Annotated in this window: 3 protein-coding genes; all 3 read right to left on the bottom strand. The window is 45.6% G+C overall.

Annotation, left to right across the window (positions count from 1 at the left end):
* Positions 1-539: 539 nt before the first annotated feature.
* The 3 genes from D3H55_RS25340 to D3H55_RS23515 all read right to left on the bottom strand — a co-directional run bounded on the left by D3H55_RS25340 (position 540) and on the right by D3H55_RS23515 (position 2,910).
* Positions 540-674, bottom strand: a complete 135-nt coding sequence (locus tag D3H55_RS25340; protein ID WP_276310266.1) for a hypothetical protein — start codon at positions 672-674, stop codon at positions 540-542.
* Between the two features lie 46 nt (positions 675-720).
* The gene (locus tag D3H55_RS23520) at positions 721-1,206 is read right to left on the bottom strand and encodes a hypothetical protein (protein WP_338067971.1); all 486 of its coding nucleotides are present in this window, start codon (positions 1,204-1,206) and stop codon (positions 721-723) included.
* 153 nt (positions 1,207-1,359) lie between these two features.
* Positions 1,360-2,910, bottom strand: coding sequence for a polyamine aminopropyltransferase (locus D3H55_RS23515; RefSeq protein WP_119549756.1), 1,551 nt, complete (start codon positions 2,908-2,910; stop codon positions 1,360-1,362).
* Positions 2,911-3,158 lie beyond the last annotated feature (248 nt).

The following is a 3,158-nucleotide window of genomic DNA, read 5'->3' as shown; positions in this document are numbered from 1 at the left end:
TTTTTCTACACTTGTCCGCAACGCAGGTCATATGGCTATTCGGAAAGAATGCCAGGTAAATAAGGAGTGGGCAAAAACCATTTAGACACCTTCTATAGTTTCCAATGATTCACAACAAACTATGATGTTCAGTGAGTATATGGGATTATAATATCATCGTTATCCTTTTATCACCCCCTTGATTGGAGTGGAAGGTGCGTGACCTCCTGCGGAATCAGCGGGACTCGTCTAGTTTCAGCGGCCAACGACTAGCGGATTTCGGTCCCTCTCCTTGCGATAAGTCATCATCGACTCGCTAGCTCGTCGTGATTCCTATATCTCATGCGAGAGCCCTCCAATCCGTACGTCGTTGAACGGCCGCTTCCACATTTGGCAGGTGAGACCCCGCAGGCGCTGCCGAGGAGGCTCAACGCCCGCCCCACGGAGTCGCGTACCTGGAACGGAAATCAACACTTTTTCATAAAATCTCAAGTGAAAAAGGCATAATCGCTCATTGAATTGAACGATTATGCCTTTTTAATTTTTCTTGTACTTTTTCATTAGTCCTGGAAACGATTCTTTTTCTTCTTCACGTCACCTGTGGTGAATTCGACCATTTCGGTGCTCGTCCTGTTCCCTTTTTTCTGATTATCATTACGCTGTGCGTTTCCGTTGCCAGACTTTGTGCGTCCCATGCTCATCTCTCCTTTGATTTCTTTCACTTATAGTATGAAGAGACCCTCATGGAATTATGCAGGCAGGCACAGACACTGTTTCCGTCTTGACTTGATCGCGGTAGTAAAGCAGGGATTCTTCGATGATTTCATGAATGAAGTTACTATCTAGGTCAGGGATCAGTTCTTTCGCTATACACCAGGCATTTTCTTCAATCCGCAAAGCGATCTGCTTTCGTTCGAAGTCTTCCGCTGTATCCATCCTGTCTGCCAATCCCTCAAGTTCTTGGTCCTCTGCATGTCCCAGTTCATGGGCAAAGACGACGGTAAAATATTCATAAAAGTATTCAAGCGACTTGAAAAGCATTTTACATTGCCTTTTAATTTCATCAATATACATCGTAATAGTGTCTGTGCCCATGTTGTACTTTCCCCCGGCAATCCGCTTGCCAGGGAAATTGCTCTCGAGAATCACATTGACACGGCTGCCTGCTCTTGCCTGCAAGGTACTTGTGATTTGCTGCAATTTACTGTCTACTTCCAAATCCAACACACCTTTTTTAAGTATTCAGGTTAAACCTGAGTGATTTACGTTATAGTCTAGTCTATTCCTTTTTAATTCAAACATGAATTTTTCAGGACAAAATCCACTTCCTATTACAATAACCGGTAATGAAAGAAAAAAAACGTACCAGGCACCAGATGCCTAATACGTTGACCACGCTTTCTCATATTTCTGGATCAAGATGGGGTTCATTAAGGTGTTGATCTCAAGTTCCACAGGATTCCCCTTCTGATCGGCAATGGAAGAATCAATATCTTTTCCGAAGGTTCCCAACCCTTTAAGGACTTCTTCTGTTAAAAATTTCGTCTCTTTTTCCAAGTCAAGGCTGGAAAGAGAGATATCTTCTCGCCCGGCCAGAACAAATCCCCAGTCCCCGAAACTCGGTATATCCACATGCAGATTTTCTGTTTTCAGCCCTGCTGATTGAATCGTCTTATCAATCGTCCAGTATACTTCTGTTGCAAAAGTCGGGCTCGTACTCTGGACCATCAAGGCTCCGCCTGGGGGAAGATGGTTTCGGATAAGCTGGTAGAATTCCAAGGTGTACAGCTTGTTCAATGATTCATTATTGGGATCAGGCAAATCGACCAGGATGACATCATAAAACCCCTCTGCATTTTCTAAAAAGGTAAAGGCATCCTGGTTGATCACTTCCACCCTTTCATCCTCAAAGGCATGCTCATTAAGCTCAGAGATAGACGGATTCGTTCTTGCCAGCTCGACAACCTTGGGATCAAGATCCACAAGGGTGATCTCTTTGACCTCGTCATACTTCCTCAATTCCCTGATGGCAAGCCCGTCACCACCGCCAAGGATCAACACTTTTTCTTTGCTTTCTGCAGCAGCCATTGGTGTATGGACCAGGGTTTCATGATATCGATACTCATCGGAGGAACTGAACTGCAGCTGCCCATCCAGGTACATCCGCAGGTCTCCTTGCTCTTTCGTCAAAATGATCTGCTGATAACTGGTGTTCTCAGAATGAATAATGGGATCCCGATACAGCTTTTGTTCAAATGAGAACGCCATTTCCTCGCCCCAAAATACACCGGAAAACAGAAATATCAATACCAGGATGCCCGCTGTACCATGTTTTTTTAACGATGCGATTTCATCTCTAAAATAAAACATGAGCCAAAGGGCAACGATCACGTTCACCAGGGCAACAACAAAGGCCGTTTTAACAAGGCCCAGCTGAGGCCTTAATAAAAACACAAACAGCAGCCCGCCAATCAGACCGCCTGCATAGTCAGAAAAAAGCACCCTGGCTGTACTGCGGTTCAAGGTTTCACCGATCTCATTGGCCTTCCGGATCAAAATCGGCAGTTCCACCCCAGTCAATGCTCCCACTATGGCAGTCACCGCATAAAGGAAAAAGGCATCGGACCCCTCACTGAAAAAGGCGGTTACGCCGAATAAGGTGAATATGGAGAGTCCGCCAATCAAGCCGATCAGCAGCTCGATCCAGATGAACGAGACAATCAGATTCCTGGTTACCTTCTCGCTGACTGACGCTCCGATTCCCATTCCTGTCAAAAAGAGCGAAATGGTCAGCGTGTATTGCTTTACACCGTCTCCAAGTATGTAGGATCCCGCTGCACCAAACAGGACTTCAAAGATAATCCCGCAAATCGAGACAATCCCTGAAGCCCAATAAATTGCTTTTGTTTTTCGAATTCCGTCGTTTTCCACTAATAGGTCCCCTTTTTGGTGATTTCCGCTCGGAGGATGCGCAAGCCCGCGGGACAGGCATCCTCAAGCTTCAATCAACTTGCAAAAACAAATTCCGGATTAAACTTAAGGTGAAACGTTAATTTTGTATGGAGCTGATCAAGGCGCTCCAGCTCCACCGCCTAGCCCCTCGGGGTCAAATAACCCGAAGTGAATAAAAGGGAAAGAACCCCTTTTTTCTCTTCGGAACATTTGCCTGTCGGGGCTGA

The sequence above is a fragment of the Bacillus salacetis genome (assembly GCF_003581585.1).
GTDB lineage: Bacteria > Bacillota > Bacilli > Bacillales > Bacillaceae_B > Rossellomorea > Rossellomorea salacetis.
The sequence above is the reverse complement of the archived record's forward strand: the minus strand, read 5'-3'. Positions and strand labels throughout refer to the sequence as shown.

Excerpts from the sequence above, each read along its gene's own strand:
- D3H55_RS25340 (WP_276310266.1), bottom strand. The coding sequence starts at position 674 with ATGGGACGCACAAAGTCTGGCAACGGAAACGCACAGCGTAATGATAAT.